The organism is Xanthobacter lutulentifluminis (assembly GCF_043194675.2).
Lineage (GTDB): Bacteria > Pseudomonadota > Alphaproteobacteria > Rhizobiales > Xanthobacteraceae > Xanthobacter.
This window is the reverse complement of record NZ_CM195525.1, coordinates 3,302,979-3,317,108: the sequence shown is the minus strand read 5'-3', so window position 1 is coordinate 3,317,108 and position 14,130 is coordinate 3,302,979. Positions and strand designations below refer to the sequence as shown.

At 69.0% G+C, this 14,130-nt stretch carries 14 protein-coding genes and 1 pseudogene; 7 read left to right on the top strand and 8 right to left on the bottom strand.

Annotation, left to right across the window (positions count from 1 at the left end; all coding sequences use genetic code 11):
• Position 1: 1 nt before the first annotated feature.
• From ccoO to V5F49_RS15295, 6 genes are all read right to left on the bottom strand, one after another.
• Positions 2 to 748: a cytochrome-c oxidase, cbb3-type subunit II gene (ccoO, locus tag V5F49_RS15320; RefSeq protein ID WP_394117130.1), complete on the bottom strand. Its 747-nt coding sequence runs from the start codon at positions 746 to 748 to the stop codon at positions 2 to 4.
• Positions 749 to 759: 11 nt separating this feature from the next.
• On the bottom strand, positions 760 to 2,424 hold the full coding sequence (gene ccoN, locus V5F49_RS15315; protein ID WP_394117129.1) for a cytochrome-c oxidase, cbb3-type subunit I: 1,665 nt from the start codon (positions 2,422 to 2,424) through the stop codon (positions 760 to 762).
• A 312-nt stretch (positions 2,425 to 2,736) separates the two neighbouring features.
• Positions 2,737 to 3,873 carry an ABC transporter permease gene (locus V5F49_RS15310; RefSeq protein WP_394117128.1) on the bottom strand — a complete coding sequence of 379 codons (1,137 nt, stop codon included), beginning with the start codon at positions 3,871 to 3,873 and terminating at the stop codon, positions 2,737 to 2,739.
• Positions 3,870 to 4,856, bottom strand: a complete 987-nt coding sequence (locus V5F49_RS15305) for an ABC transporter ATP-binding protein (protein ID WP_394117127.1) — start codon at positions 4,854 to 4,856, stop codon at positions 3,870 to 3,872. The genes V5F49_RS15310 and V5F49_RS15305 overlap by 4 nt, the downstream gene beginning before the upstream one ends.
• Positions 4,853 to 5,812 carry an HlyD family secretion protein gene (locus V5F49_RS15300; RefSeq protein ID WP_394117126.1) on the bottom strand — a complete coding sequence of 320 codons (960 nt, stop codon included), beginning with the start codon at positions 5,810 to 5,812 and terminating at the stop codon, positions 4,853 to 4,855. The genes V5F49_RS15305 and V5F49_RS15300 overlap by 4 nt, the downstream gene beginning before the upstream one ends.
• Positions 5,809 to 6,408 (bottom strand): TetR/AcrR family transcriptional regulator, encoded by a 600-nt coding sequence (locus tag V5F49_RS15295; RefSeq protein WP_394117125.1) that lies wholly within the window; start codon positions 6,406 to 6,408, stop codon positions 5,809 to 5,811. The genes V5F49_RS15300 and V5F49_RS15295 overlap by 4 nt, the downstream gene beginning before the upstream one ends.
• A 332-nt stretch (positions 6,409 to 6,740) precedes the next feature.
• Between V5F49_RS15295 and V5F49_RS15290 the strand changes: the two genes are divergently transcribed.
• Positions 6,741 to 7,403 (top strand): transglutaminase-like cysteine peptidase, encoded by a 663-nt coding sequence (locus tag V5F49_RS15290; protein ID WP_394117124.1) that lies wholly within the window; start codon positions 6,741 to 6,743, stop codon positions 7,401 to 7,403.
• A gap of 97 nt (positions 7,404 to 7,500) precedes the next feature.
• Here V5F49_RS15290 and V5F49_RS15285 read toward each other — a convergent pair whose 3' ends face one another.
• The gene (locus tag V5F49_RS15285; protein WP_394117123.1) at positions 7,501 to 8,031 is read right to left on the bottom strand and encodes a gamma carbonic anhydrase family protein; all 531 of its coding nucleotides are present in this window, start codon (positions 8,029 to 8,031) and stop codon (positions 7,501 to 7,503) included.
• A 107-nt stretch (positions 8,032 to 8,138) separates the two neighbouring features.
• Complete coding sequence (locus tag V5F49_RS15280) at positions 8,139 to 8,651, bottom strand: low affinity iron permease family protein (RefSeq protein ID WP_509210699.1); 513 nt, start codon at positions 8,649 to 8,651, stop codon at positions 8,139 to 8,141.
• A gap of 272 nt (positions 8,652 to 8,923) precedes the next feature.
• Between V5F49_RS15280 and V5F49_RS15275 the strand changes: the two genes are divergently transcribed.
• From V5F49_RS15275 to V5F49_RS15250, 6 genes and pseudogenes are all read left to right on the top strand, one after another.
• Positions 8,924 to 9,259 carry a hypothetical protein gene (locus V5F49_RS15275; RefSeq protein WP_394117121.1) on the top strand — a complete coding sequence of 112 codons (336 nt, stop codon included), beginning with the start codon at positions 8,924 to 8,926 and terminating at the stop codon, positions 9,257 to 9,259.
• A 68-nt stretch (positions 9,260 to 9,327) separates the two neighbouring features.
• Positions 9,328 to 9,999, top strand: coding sequence for a 5'-methylthioadenosine/S-adenosylhomocysteine nucleosidase (locus V5F49_RS15270; protein WP_394117120.1), 672 nt, complete (start codon positions 9,328 to 9,330; stop codon positions 9,997 to 9,999).
• A complete protein-coding gene (locus V5F49_RS15265; RefSeq protein WP_394117119.1) occupies positions 9,996 to 11,297 on the top strand; it encodes an RsmB/NOP family class I SAM-dependent RNA methyltransferase in 1,302 nt (433 codons plus the stop codon). Before V5F49_RS15270 ends, V5F49_RS15265 begins: the two co-directional genes overlap by 4 nt.
• A 599-nt stretch (positions 11,298 to 11,896) precedes the next feature.
• Positions 11,897 to 12,121 carry a hypothetical protein gene (locus V5F49_RS15260; RefSeq protein WP_394117118.1) on the top strand — a complete coding sequence of 75 codons (225 nt, stop codon included), beginning with the start codon at positions 11,897 to 11,899 and terminating at the stop codon, positions 12,119 to 12,121.
• 108 nt (positions 12,122 to 12,229) lie between these two features.
• The gene (guaA, locus tag V5F49_RS15255; protein WP_394117117.1) at positions 12,230 to 13,798 is read left to right on the top strand and encodes a glutamine-hydrolyzing GMP synthase; all 1,569 of its coding nucleotides are present in this window, start codon (positions 12,230 to 12,232) and stop codon (positions 13,796 to 13,798) included.
• A gap of 98 nt (positions 13,799 to 13,896) precedes the next feature.
• A pseudogene (locus V5F49_RS15250) lies at positions 13,897 to 14,127 on the top strand (integrase core domain-containing protein); the annotation flags it as partial.
• Positions 14,128 to 14,130: the final 3 nt, after the last annotated feature.

Below are 14,130 nucleotides of genomic sequence, written 5' to 3'. Positions count from 1 at the left end.
CTCACCTCACGTTGGCTTGGTTGTCGTAGAGCTTGAAGTCGACCAGCGTGCCCAGCATCTGCAGGTAGGCGATGAGCGCGTCGGCCTCGGTCAGCTCGCCGGCGTTGCCGTCGAAGTCGCGGGCCTGCGCCTTGGGATAGCGCTTGTCGAGGCCCGAGGTGTCGCCGTCGGTGGTGGACTGGGCCTTCAGGTCGTCCAGGGCACTGGCGATCATGTCGTCGGTGTAGGGGACGCCGAGGAGCTGCAGGTCCTTCATGTCCGCGGTGATGTGCTTGGTGTCGAGCTTCGTCTTCGCCAGCCAGGGATAGCTGGGCATGATCGAGGCCGGCACCACGGCGCGCGGATTGTTCAGGTGCTCCTGCTGCCACAGGTCCGAATACTTGCCGCCGACGCGGGCGAGATCGGGACCGGTGCGCTTGGAGCCCCACTGGAAGGGGTGGTCGTACATGCTCTCGGCCGCCAGCGAGTAGTGGCCGTAGCGCTCCACCTCGTCACGCAGCGGGCGGATCATCTGCGAGTGGCAGTTGTAGCAGCCCTCGCGCAGATAGATGTTGCGCCCCGCCAGCTCGAGGGGGGTGTAGGGGCGCATCCCCTCCACCTTCTCGATGGTGCTCTTCAGGTAGAAGAGCGGGGCGATCTCCACGAGGCCGCCGATGGAGATCACGATCAGGATCCCCAGCATGAGCCAGTAGGAGTGCTTCTCGAAGACCTGGTGCTTGGTCCAGATGGAGGTGCCTTGCGATGCCATAGGAGCCTCCCTCATTCAGCCGGCTGGAGCGCGAGCTTCTGCTCGGTCGCCGCCTCGGGCGTGGTGATGGTCTTCCAGATGTTCCAGGCCATGATCAGGGCGCCGGTCAGGAAGAGGATGCCGCCGAGCGCGCGGATCACGTACAGCGGGTGCATCGCCTCCACCGACTCGATGAACGAGTACTCGAGGAAGCCGAGCTGGGTGTAGGCGCGCCACATCAGGCCCTGCAGGATGCCCGCCACCCACATGGAGGAGATGTAGAGCACGATGCCGAGGGTCGAGACCCAGAAGTGCCAGGAGACGGCCTTGAGCGAGTACATTTCACGCTTGTTCCACAGCCAGGGCACCAGGCAGTAGATGGCGCCGAAGGAGATGTAGGCCACCCAGCCCAGCGCGCCGGAATGCACGTGGCCGATGGTCCATTCGGTGTAGTGGCTGAGCGAGTTCACCGCCTTCACCGACATCATCGGACCCTCGAAGGTCGACATGCCGTAGAAGGCGACCGCGACCACCATCATGCGGATGACCGGGTCGGTGCGCAGCTTGTCCCACGCGCCGGAAAGGGTCATCAGGCCGTTGATCATGCCGCCCCACGAAGGCATCCACAGGATGATCGAGAAGGTCATGCCCAGCGTCTGCGCCCAGTCGGGCAGCGCGGTAAAGTGCAGGTGGTGCGGGCCCGCCCAGATGTAGATGAAGATCAGCGCCCAGAAGTGCACGATCGACAGCCGGTAGGAGTAGACCGGACGATCAGCCCGCTTCGGGATGAAGTAGTACATGATGGCGAGGAAGCCGGCGGTCAGGAAGAAGCCCACCGCGTTGTGGCCGTACCACCACTGGAACATGGCGTCCTGCACGCCGGACCAGACGATGTAGGACTTGGACGAGAACACCGACACCGGCACCGAGGCGTTGTTGCCGAGGTGCAGCACCGCGATGGTGATGATGAAGGCGAGGTAGAACCAGTTCGCCACGTAGATGTGGGGTTCCTTGCGCTTCCAGATGGTGCCGAGGAACACCAGCAGGTAGGTGACCCACACCACCGTCAGGAACAGGTCCGAGTACCATTCCGGCTCGGCGTATTCCTTGCCCTGGGTGATGCCCAGCAGGTAGCCCGTGCCGGCGATGACGATGAACAGGTTGTAGCCCAGGACCACGAACCAGGGGGCGAGATCGCCGGCGATGCGGGCGTGCGAGGTGCGCTGCACCACGTAGAACGACGTGCCGATCAGCACGTTGCCGCCGAACGCGAAGATCACCGCCGAGGTGTGCAGCGGGCGCAGCCGGCCGAACGAGATCCACGGCAGGTCGAAGTTGAACATGGGGAAGGCGAGCTGCAGCGCCGCGATGACGCCCACCAGGAAGCCGGCGATGCCCCACACCATGGCGGCGATGGTGCAGAACTTCACCACGTCCATGTTGTAGTTGGGCTTGCCGTCGATCTCCTGCGGCGTCGGGCCGGCGGGCCGGCTCATGTACCGGTTGCCGATGGCGAACACCGCCGCGATGCTCGCCGCGGCGAAGATGTAGGCATGGAACGCATAGGCCGGCGTATAGGCCTTGGCGGCGACGATGATTGCGAAGAAGGCGAAGGCGGCGAGCACCACCATCAGCCCGGCCTCGCCGAACCGCAGCGACTTCGCCGGCGTCCCGACAGGATTTTGCATTATTGACATTTCAGAACCCCTCGCGCCGAGGCATGATCACTGCACCTTCGGAGCCATGGCGCACCATGACCCCGGGGCCCCTTTTCACCTTGACCCAAGTCAAAGGTAACTAGCGCAGACAGGCCGGCATGCGCTGCGACGGGCAGTCGCAATTCCGCCTCCTGCGAGACACCCATGCAACCACCCGGCCCCGAAATCGCCATGTTCCGGAGCCGCTACCGCCTTGTGATACCTACGCCGCCCCGGAGCCGCGGGGCCGGGTTTCTCTAGGCCCGGCAAGCCTCTGGCTCACCCGTTTCGCGACGACGTGACGCATATTCTTTAGTCCAGCGTCTGCCGGAATCTCGCCACGGCAATCACCATGGCCAGTAACATCAGCGCGACCAGGGCCGCCGCGTCAACCGTCAGATCGGAGAATCCCGATCCTTTCAGAAGGATGCCGCGCACCATCCGCAGATAGTGCGTCAGCGGCAGCCCCTCGCCGATCCATTGCGCCCACAGCGGCATGCCCGAGAACGGGAACATGAAGCCGGACAACAGGATCGACGGCAGGAAGAACATGAAGGACATCTGCACCGCCTGCAGCTGGTTCTGCGCCAGCGTCGAGAAGGTGTAGCCGATGGACAGGTTCACGGTGATGAACAGCAGCGTCGCCGCCGCCAGGAGCGCCGGCGAGCCCTCCAGCGGCACCCCGAACAGCAGCATCCCCGCCCCGAGAATCAGCACCGCCTGCAGGATGCCCACCAGCACGTAGGGCGTGATCTTCCCCAGCATGATCTCCACCGGGTGGATCGGCATGGACAAAAGGCTCTCCATGGTGCCGCGCTCGATCTCCCGCGTCACCGACAGGGCGGTGAAGATCAGCATGGTCATGGTGAGGATGGTGCCGAGCAGGCCCGGCACGATGTTGAGCTGGCTGGTGCCGGCCGGATTGTACCGTCGGTGCTGGACGATCTCGAACGGCGCGGTGCCGGGATCGTCCACGAAGCGCTCCCGCGTGAGCGCCGAGCCCACCACCCCGGCGAGCGAGGCCAGGGCATTGGCCGACCCCACCGGGTCGGTGGCATCCGCCGCGACCAAAAGCTGGGGCCGGTCGCCGCGCCGCAGCGCGCGCTCGAAGCCGGCCGGGATCTCCACGAAGAACAGCACCTCCCCGGCGCGGATCATGTGCTCGGCCTCCTCGGCGCTGCCCACCTCGCGCACGAAGGAGAAGAAGGCGGTGTTGCGCAGCGCCGCGAGGATGGCGCGGCTCGCGTCCGTGTTCTCGTGGGAGAACACCGCCGTGGGCAGGTTGCGGGGCGTGGTGTTGATGGCGTAGCCGAACAGGATCAGTTGCAGCAGCGGGATCATGATCATGGTGGCGAAGGTCACCCGGTCCCGCCGCAGCTGGATGAACTCCTTGACGATCATGGCGCGGATGCGCCTGAGGAAGCCGGTTGTGGCGGCGCGCGCGGTCATCGCATCTCGTCCTTCGAGCGCCGCATGAGGTCGATGAACACGTCCTCCAGGGTCGGCGCGTCGTCGCGCACCACCAGCCGAGGATCGGCGCGCAGCGGCTCCACGGCGGCCTGGAGCGCCGCGGCGTCGCGGCCGGAGACGTGGAGCGCGGTGCCGAAGGGGGCCACCATGTCCACCCCCGGCCGGTCCGAAAGCTCGCGCGCCAGCCGGGTCACCAGCAGGCCCGCCTCGTGGCCGCCCGCCGGCACGTCCACCGTCACCGTGGTGAGGCCGGCGGCGGCGATCACCCCCTGCACCGTGCCCTGCGCCAGCAGCCTGCCGTAGGCGATGTACGCGATCTCGTGGCAGCGCTCGGCCTCGTCCATGTAATGGGTGGAGACCAGCACGGTCAGGCCCTCGGCGGCAAGGTCGTGGATCTGCGCCCAGAACTCGCGACGCGCCTGGGGGTCGACGCCGGCGGTGGGCTCGTCCAGCAGCAGCAGGTCGGGACCGGGCAGGATGCAGGCGCCGAGCGCAAGGCGCTGCTTCCAGCCGCCGGAGAGCGAGCCGGCAAGCTGCTTGCCCCGGCCTTCGAGGCCGAGCCGCTTCAGCGCCTCGGTCGCCGCCTGCTCGGGGCGTGGCACGCCATAGAGCCGGGCCACGAACTCCAGGTTCTCGCGCACGGAGAGGTCCTGATAGAGCGAGAAACGCTGGGTCATGTAGCCGACATGCTCGCGGATGCGCCGGCTCTCGGTCAGGATATCCATGCCGAGGCAGGTGCCGCGCCCGGCGTCGGGGGTCAGAAGCCCGCACAGCATGCGGATGGTGGTGGTCTTGCCCGAGCCGTTGGGGCCGAGGAAGCCGTAGATCTGCCCGCGCATGACGCGCATGGAGAGGTCGTCCACCACCCGGCGGCCGTCGAAGCTCTTCGACAGCCCCTCCACCTCGATGGCGACCTCCCGCGCCTCGCCTTGCGGCACCTCCGGCTCCGGCGCGGCGGTCACGGCGCCGCTCCCAGCGTCACGTTCACCGGCTGGCCGGGGCGGGCGCGGGCCGGATCGTCCGGCCGGGCCTCGATGAGATAGACCAGCTTCGCCCGCTCCTCGCGGCTGTAGATGACCGGCGGGGTATATTCCGCCTGCTGGGAGATGAAGGACACGCGGGCCGTGAACGGCTGGCAGCCGTCGCAGGTGACGGTCACGGGGGCGCCCGCCGCCACCTTGGGCAGGGCGGCCTCGGGCACGAAGAAGCGCACCTTCACCAGCCCCGGCGGCAGGATGGACACCACCGGCCGCCCTTCGGGCACCAGCTCGCCGACGCGGAAATAGACGGTCTGCACCGCTCCGTCCGCCGGGGCCTTGAGGGTGCGCCGGTCGAGCCGCACGGTGGCGGCGGCGAGGTTGGCGCGGGCGGCGGCCACCGCCTGCTCGGCGGCGTCGATATCCTGGTTGCGCGAGGCGATGCGGGCGGCGGCGATGCGCCGGCGCGCCTCGTCCAGCGCCGCCTGGTTCTGCTCGTAGGCGTGCTGGGCATTGTCGAGGTTGGCTTGCGAGGAGGCCCCCTTGGGCACCAGCGTCTTCTGGCGTTCCAGCTCGATCCGGGACAGGTCGAGCGCGGCCGCGGCGCGCTTCTCCGCCGCCTCCAGCACGGCAATCTCCTCCGGCCGCTGGAGTGGCGAGCGGGCGTTCTCGAGCCGCGCCTGCGCTTCCTTCAGCTGCGCGTCAGCCGCATCCCGGTCGGCGCGCTGGAGGTCGTCCTCCACCCGCGCCACCTCCTGCCCCTTGGTCACCTGCGTTCCCTCCGCCACCAGCAGCGCGCTGACGCGCCCGGCCTCGGTGGGGCCGATGAACAGCAGGTCGCCTTCCACATAGCCGGAGAACCCGGGATCGCCGCCGCGGCCGCAGCCGGACAGGGCGAGCGCCGCCGCGAGCGCGAGGCAGAAGGGGCGAATGCGTCTCACGTGTCTCTCCATCCGAGACCGCGCAGCAGAAGATCGCGGTGGGCTGCGAGGAACTGGCGCGCGTCGAGGGGATCGACGGCGCCGAACATGCTGTTCCAGACCACCGCGACGATGGCCGGCGACAGCACCAGCTGGGGGTAGCGCACGGCGAGGTCCGAGGTGATCTCGCCACGGTCGAGGCCGCGCTGGACGATCTGGCGCACGAGGCCGAGGGCGCGGGAGATGACTTCCCGGTGATAGAAGGCCGCGAGCTCCGGAAAGCGCGGGCCCTCGGCGATCATCAGCCGGACCAGCGCCTGCGCGGGCGCATCGAGGATGCGCTGGCTGAGCAGGCCGGTGAGCTGTTCCAGGAGATCGCGGGTGTCGCCGGAAAAGAAGGCGACCACCGCGTCCGCATCGGCCAGCACAGGGGCGATGTTCTCTTCCACCAGCCCGCGGAACAGCGCCTCCTTGTCGGAGAAGTGCAGATAGAGGGTGCCCTTGGCCACGCCCGCCGCCCGCGCCACGTCGTCCAGCCGGGTGCCGGCATAGCCGTTGGCCGAGAACACCGTGAGCGCCGCGGCGAGGATCTGCTGCCGGCGCGCGGCCTTGTCCATGGGCGCGGCCCGGCGGCGGCGGGGCCCGGCGGCCGCGCCCTTCCCTTCCCCCTGCCCTGGCTGGGACGCTGGTTGCGACGGCGCGCGCGCCACGATCCGGCCTCAGATTATGACTGACTCGTCAGTCATAACACCGACACGATAGGAACGCCAGTTCCCCCTTCGCCCGGAACGCGGCGCAAGCGCTCGCTTTCGCGCAAGGCCCCGACAAAAGGCCGCACAGAATGACGGTACTCATTCACCGGACGCATTAAGGTTAATAGAAGGTTGACGGCGCAAATGCGGCGGGCTTCGGGCATTATCATTTCATTAACCCGGTCGGACTGCCCGCCATGACGAAGCGCGTTTCGCCTCCCCGCCTGCTGCCGGCCCTCGCCGTCGCGCTGCTCTGCGCCCTCGTCGCAGCGGCCGAAGCCCGTGCCGAGGAGCCGACGCGGTTCGCCAATCTCGCTTCCGCTTTCGCACCGCGGCATCTCGCCGATGGCCGGGTGACCACCTCCCCCACCGGTTATGTCCGCTTCTGTGCCGAGCATGCGCAGGACTGCGGGCCGATGGGGCCGGCGGTGTCCATGATCCGGCTCGATGCCCCTCACTCCGCCGAGCTGGAGCGCATCAACACCACGGTCAACGAGGCGATCCAGCCCGAGACCGACCTCGACCACTACGGCGAGACCGAGCGCTGGGCCTATCCCGACGACGGCCGCGGCGACTGCGAGGACTATGTGCTGGAGAAGCGCCGGCGCCTCATCAACCTCGGCTGGCCGGCCTCGGTGCTGCTCATCACCGTGGTGCGCGACCGCGAGGGCGACGGCCATGCGGTGCTCACCGTCGTCACCGACAAGGGCGACCTGATCCTCGACAACCAGGAAACCGACATCCGCGCGTGGAAGGATACCGGCTACCGCTTCGTCAAGCGGCAGTCCCAGTCCGATCCCTCCACCTGGGTGTCCCTCGGCGAGACCCGCGTGCCCCCGGTGGTGGGCGGCGGGCGCTGAGCCTCCCCATTGCGCCGCGGCTCACCCCGGCGGCAGCAAGACGGGCCGGAACCGACGCCGCGGTTCCGGCCCGTTTGCGTTCTGCCGCGGAGCGCGCTCAGTCGATGCGCTTCAGGCCCTTGGCATAGCGCTGCCAGTTGCGCTGGTAGTGCTCGGCGGTGCCGCGCAGGCGGGTGGCGGTCGCCTCGTCGATGGTGCGCGCCACCTTCGCCGGGGCGCCGACGATGAGCGAGAAGGGCTCGAACGTCTTGCCCTCGGTCACCAGCGCCTTGGAGCCGACGAGGCAGCTCGCGGCGATGTTCGCCCCGTTCAGCACGGTGGCGCCCATGCCGATCAGGCTGCCGTCGCCGACGATGCAGCCGTGCAGCGTCGCCATGTGGCCGACCGTCACGTTGGTGCCAAGCGTCATGGGGAAGCCCGGATCGGTGTGGAGGACGCAGTTCTCCTGAATATTCGTGCCCTCGCCGACCACGATGGGTTCGTTGTCGCCGCGCAGCACGCTGCCGAACCAGATGCTCGCCCCTTCCTTGATGATGACGCGCCCGATGACCACCGCGTCGGGCGCGATCCAGTAGTTGCCGGATGCAGGCAGCTCGGGCGCGACGCCGTCGAGGGAATAGATGGGCATGGCGATCCTCCAAGGGGCAGGGCTTTGGGGCAGGGTTTCGCCTTGCCTATCGCCATCGCTGGCGCGTTGCCAGCGCGTTTTCCACCCCCCGGGGCCGGAGCGGGCGGTCAGTCCCCCGCCATGCCGGGCGCGCAGGGGGCGCGCGCAACCGGCACGCGGGCGCTGCCGGCATCGGCGCGGGCGCGGGCCCTGTCGGCGATCAGCGCATATTCGAGCCGCAGCCGTTCCAGCGTCTCCTCGTCCAGGTCTTCGAGATCCAGCAGCGCCTCACGTGGGCCCTCCAGCCGCGCGATCAGCTCGTCGAGCTTGATCTGGAGCGCCGCCGTATCCCGGTTCTGGCTGTTCTGGATCAGGAACACCATGAGGAAGGTGACGATGGTGGTGGAGGTGTTGATGATCAGCTGCCAGGTGTCGTTGAAGCCGAAGATGGGCCCGGTCAGCGCCCACGCCACGATCACGCCCACCGCGCCGATGAAGGTCGCGGGCTTGCCGGCATAGCTCGCCACGGCCTGGGACACACGGGTGAAGAAGGGGCGCGGCGCCCGGCCGGCCTCCACCTTCCGCCGCAGCTCCGGCATGTCGCCCGGCCCGGACGGGCGCCCCGTGTCGAGGGCACGCACCCTCTCGGCCAATTCAGGTTGCCCGCCCGGCATCGGGTGTCCTCCCGTCGTCCCCCTCCCGTTCGCCCCCCTCGCGTTCGCCCCTGCGCCCGCCGCCCAGGACTGCGGTCCAGACCCGCCGCCCGATCCTGCCGCAACGGCAGGCGCGCGGACGACGGCAAAGCCCGCCCCGACGGCCTCCCGCGCCCGTTCCGCGCGGCACAAGGGGAACGATCCGCCGCCGCGACGGTTCCGGCTGCGGGCGCTGCGGGCGTCGCGACACGGAGGCCGGCATGTCGGTGCAGATGATCCTTCTCCCCCTCTTCGTCCATGTGGCGCTGATGCTGGCGCTCATGGTCCGCGACAGCCGGGCGGAGCCGGCGCGCCCCGGAACCGAGGCCGTGCCCGCCCTGCTCTTCTACACCCTGACCGCCCTCGCCTTCTTCACCCGCAAGGCGGACGTGGCGTTCGTGGTGCTGGCGTGGATCTTCGTCGTCCTCAGCCTCATCCTCGCCCTGCCCGGCCTGCGCGGCGCGCGCATCGGAGAGCGGACGGCGGGGTTGGTGCGGCTCGCCGTGCTCGCGCTGATGTGGGGCCTGTTCGCCCTCGCCATCCTCCTCAACATCTGAACCGCGGCCGGTTGACAGGCGCAGGCCGGCGACGGAGGAGTGGCGAAACGCCCCCTCTGAGTGATCCGATGACCGACATTGCCCGCCACGTCCTGTCCATCGGCGGCCATCCCGTCCTGTTCGTGATGGCCACCGCGCAGGAATATGGACCGCACCTGAAATCCCGCATCGACCCGCTCATCACCGGCGTTGGGCCGGTGGAGGCGGCGGTGGAGACGGCGCAGGCGCTGGCGGCGCTTTCCCATGCCGGGCGGCTGCCGCATGCGGTGTTCACCCTCGGCTCGGCCGGCTCGCGCCGGCTCGACCATGCCGAGGTCTACCAGGTGGCGCGCGTCGCCTATCGCGACATGGATGCCTCGGCCCTCGGCTTCGAGAAGGGGCGCACCCCCTTCCTCGACGAGCCGGCGGTGATCGAGCTTGCCCACCGCATCCCCGGCGTGCCCGAAGCCTCCCTCTCCACCGGCGGCAACATCGTCTCCGGCGCGGCCTATGACGCCATCGCCGAGGACATGGTGGACATGGAGAGCTTCGCGGTGCTGCGCGCTGCCCGCCGCTTCAACCTGCCGCTCATCGGCCTGCGCGGCATCAGCGACGGCAAGGCGGAGCTGACCGGCTACGGCGACTGGACCGAATATCTCCACGTGATCGACGAGAAGCTCGCCGCCGCCCTCGACCTGTTCGCGGCGCAGCTGACCGCGGAGGGGCTCGCCGTCGCCCCCGCCGGCACGGTGCGCGCATGACGCCCGCCGCCCGCATCTCCGCCGCCATCGAGGTGCTCGCCGAGCTCGCCGCCCGCCGGCGCCCGGCCGCCGACGCCTTGAAAGACTGGGGCCTGTCCCACCGCTTCGCCGGATCGGGCGACCGTGCCGCCATCGCCGGCCTCGTCTATGACACCCTGCGCCGGCGCGCCTCGGCCGCCCATGTGATGGGCTCGGAAGAGCCGCGGGCGCTGGTGCTGGGCATGCTCGCGCTCATGCGCGGCCTGTCCGTGGACGCGCTGGCGGCGCTGGCCGACGGCGCCCGCTTCGCCCCCGCGCCGCTCACGCAGGACGAGCGCGCGCGCCTCGCCGGCGCGGATCTGGAAGCTGCCCCGCCGTTCGTGCGCGGGGACTATCCCCAGTGGCTGCACGCCTCGCTGCGCCACGTGTTCGGCGAGGAGGTGGTGGCGGAAGGCGCGGCCCTCGCCACCCGCGCGCCGCTCGACCTGCGCGTCAACACGCTGAAGGCCGAGCCCGACGCCGCCCGCGCCGCCCTCGCCCACATGCGGCCGGAGGCGGGGCGCTTCTCCCCCCTCGCGCTGCGCATTCATCTGGATTCGGAAGGCAAGGCGCCGCCGGTCTCGGCCGAGCCGGCCTTCCTGCGCGGCGAGGTGGAGGTGCAGGACGAAGGCTCGCAGATCGCCGCCATCCTCGCCCGCCCCCTGCCCGGCACCCAGGTGCTGGACCTGTGTGCCGGCGCCGGCGGCAAGACGCTGGAATTCGCCGCCCTCATGGACAACAAGGGCCAGCTCTACGCCCATGACAGCGACATCCGCCGCCTGAAGCCCATGCACGAGCGCCTCGTGCGCGCCGGCGTGCGCAACGTGCAGGTGCGCAGCCCCCGCGGCGCCGAGGACGTGCTGGAGGATCTGGAAGGCAGGATGGACCTGGTGCTGGTGGACGCCCCCTGCACCGGCACCGGCACCTGGCGCCGCAATCCCGACGCCAAATGGCGCGTGCGCCCCGGCGCCCTCGCCCAGCGCATGGCCGATCAGGCGAAGATCCTCGAACAGGCGGCCCATTATGTCCGCCCCGGCGGCCGGCTCGCCTATGTCACCTGCTCGCTGCTGGACGAGGAGAACGGCGCCCAGGTGCGCGCCCTCCTCAACAAGCGGGAGGATTTCGCCGTGGTGCCGCCCAACGAGACGGTGCTCTCTTTGGGCGCCACCGGCGCCGCACTGGCCGCCGCAGCGCTCCTCAGCCGCGAGGGCGTGCTGATGACGCCCCGCCGCACCGGCACGGACGGGTTTTTCGTGAGCGTGATGAAGCGGGCGGGGTGAGGCAACGTCTGAGTCGCGGGGATGGGTGCCATGCCGAGCTACAGCGAAGACTGGAACCCGTTTCCCAAGCTGACGCCGAGATTCCAACTGAAGGTGACGCGGCTGGCGGCGCTGGGATGCCTTCTGATCCTCGGCACCGAGATCGGCATTCTGATGTGGATTGATTCCAGCCGGACCTACTGCCTCGGTTGGGTCGTGGACAAGAACAACAACACCATCGGGATGGCGGTGTTTGGCTTCGGCCTGGCTCCCACGGCCTTCTGGTGCTGGCGCGCTGCGGTCAAGACCGAGCGGAAGTTCCTGAAGGAAGTGCAGGCCAAATACCAAAAGGGGCCGCCCTATCCCATGGGGGAGGATATCGTTCTCACGACGCCGGAGGAGTTCCGGACCTTGGCGTTTGATCAAGCCATCTGCGCGGTCGCGATAGCCTGGACCTTGGTCTGTGCAATCCCCCTCTTCCTCATGCTCGCCTTCTGCTCCCCCCTCGCCCCTCTGTGGCGCTCCGCTCCCGCCCAGCGCCCCGGCGTGAACCTTCACCGCAGCTATGGCGTTTCCGCCTTGTCCGTGATGCGCACGGGCGAAGGGAAAGGCGTCGCGCCATGGGTCTCATCCGCCTGCTGCTCCTGGTGGTCGTCCTCGTCGGCGGCTACTGGGCCTATTATGTCTATGCCTCCGGCGAGCCCTATGACGAGATCGGCACCGCCATCAACTCCCGCCTTCCCGAGAAGGCCCGCGCATTCGCCTGCGCCGAGCTGAAGCGCCGCCACGGCGCCGCCGCCACCACCGCGCCCGCCGGCTGCGAGCCGTTCTGGACCCGCATCTGACCCCCGCCGCGCCCGCTGCAAGGCGGGCCTGCGCAGCGGCCGGCTTTTGGAATCGTGGCTTTGCGGATAAAGGAGGGGGCAAAATCGCCCTCTCGCGCAAGGTCCGCCATGTCCGCAGCCGCTCCCGCCGCCCAGGAAACCGTCCTCATCATCGACTTCGGCAGCCAGGTGACCCAGCTCATCGCCCGCCGCGTGCGCGAGGAGGGGGTGTATTCCGAGGTGGTGCCGTTCCAGAAGGCGGGCGAGGCCATCGCGCGGCTGAAGCCCCGCGCCATCATCCTTTCCGGCGGCCCGGCCTCGGTGATCGAGGGCGAGAGCCCCAAGGCGCCGGACGCGGTGTTCGAAGCGGGCGTGCCCGTGCTCGGCATCTGTTATGGCGAGCAGTGCATGGCCGCCCAGCTGGGCGGGGCGGTGGAAGCCGGCCACCATCGCGAGTTCGGCCGCGCGGAACTCACCGTGACCAAGCAGGTGCCCCTGTTCGAGGGCGTGTGGCGCGAGGGCGAGCGGCACACCGTGTGGATGAGCCACGGCGACCGTGTCACCCGCCTGCCAGAGGGCTTCGAGGTGGTGGCCGTCTCCGACAACGCCCCGTTCGCCGCCATCGCCGATACCGCGCGCAATTATTACGGCGTGCAGTTCCACCCCGAGGTGGTGCACACGCCGGACGGCGCGCGCCTGCTCTCCAATTTCGTGCGCAAGGTGGCCCGCCTCGAGGGTGCCTGGACCATGGGCGCCTTCCGCGAGCGCGCCATCGCCCGCATCCGCGAGCAGGTGGGCACCGGCCGGGTGATCTGCGGCCTGTCCGGCGGGGTGGATTCCTCGGTGGCCGCCGTGCTGATCCACGAGGCCATCGGCGACCAGCTCACCTGCGTGTTCGTCGACCACGGCCTGATGCGCCAGGCCGAGGCGGACGAGGTGGTCTCCCTCTTCCGCGGCCACTACAATATTCCGCTCGTCCACGTGGACGCCGCCGACCTGTTCCTGAAGGAGCTGGACGGCGTCGAGGACCCGGAAGTGAAGCGCAAGACCATCGGCCGGCTGTTCATCGACGTGTTCGAGGCCGAGGCCAAGAAGGTGGGCGGCGCCGATTTCCTCGCCCAGGGCACGCTCTACCCGGACGTGATCGAGAGCGTCTCCTTCGCCGGCGGCCCCTCGGTGACCATCAAGAGCCACCACAATGTCGGCGGCCTGCCCGAGCGCATGAACATGCAGCTGGTGGAGCCCCTGCGCGACCTGTTCAAGGACGAGGTGCGCGCGCTCGGCCGCGAGCTCGGCCTGCCGGAGAGCTTCGTCGGCCGCCACCCCTTCCCCGGCCCGGGCCTCGCCATCCGCTGCCCCGGCGCGGTGACGCGGGAGAAGCTGGACATCCTCCGCAAGGCCGACGCCATCTATCTGGAGGAGATCCGCTACGCCGGCCTCTACGACGTGATCTGGCAGGCCTTCGCCGTGCTCCTGCCCGTGCGCACCGTGGGTGTGATGGGCGACGGCCGCACCTACGACCACGTGCTCGCCCTGCGCGCCGTCACCTCCGTGGACGGCATGACCGCCGACTTCTACCCCTTCGACATGGCCTTCCTCGGCCGCACCGCCACCCGCATCATCAACGAGGTGAAGGGCGTCAACCGCGTGGTCTACGACGTGACGTCGAAGCCGCCGGGCACCATCGAGTGGGAGTGAACTAGGGTGGTTTCAGACCATCCCGCGCCGTGCCTGAAATCGCACGAACTCGTTGACTGACAATGATTATTTTTCCCACCCCGTATCGCTGCGTGTCGTCCCAGCCCGGCAAGCCGACGGACAACGGCTTCATCAGTTCCTTCGAGGGCAAGTTCCGGGCGGAATGCCTGAATACGCACGGGTTCATGAGCCTTGATGACGCGCGGGCGAAAATGGAGGCTTGGCGTAGAGACTACAATGAGGTTCGGCCGCACGGCGCGATCGGCAATAAGCCGCTGATCGCGCTCATGAACGGCTCATGCCGGCGTCCCTGCCGGCATGAGCCCTAACCC